This is a genomic window from Pseudomonas sp. C11, assembly GCF_034683865.1.
Classification (GTDB): domain Bacteria; phylum Pseudomonadota; class Gammaproteobacteria; order Pseudomonadales; family Pseudomonadaceae; genus Aquipseudomonas.
Window position 1 is genome coordinate 1 of the sequence record NZ_JAWIIP010000126.1, and the last position, 228, is coordinate 228.

Sequence of the window (228 nt, forward strand, 5' to 3'; positions counted from 1 at the left end):
AGCCGTTTTTCGCGGAGCTAACGCCATTAGTCTCGACGCCACAGGGCGCCTCGCGATGCCGAGTCGGTATAGTGACGAGCTCGTTTCGCGTTGCAGTGGCCAGCTCATTGTGACCATCGATGATGTCGATCCCTGTCTTTGCGTGTATACCCTGCCTGAGGGGGAGCTGATCGAAAACAAGCTGCGCGAGCTGGCTACCTTCCGTGAGGAGAACCGTCGCCTGAAACG

At 58.3% G+C, this 228-nt stretch carries 1 pseudogene; it reads left to right on the plus strand.

Going from position 1 to position 228, the window contains the following annotated elements:
- Positions 1 to 228: pseudogene (locus VC352_RS25180) on the plus strand (cell division/cell wall cluster transcriptional repressor MraZ); the annotation flags it as partial.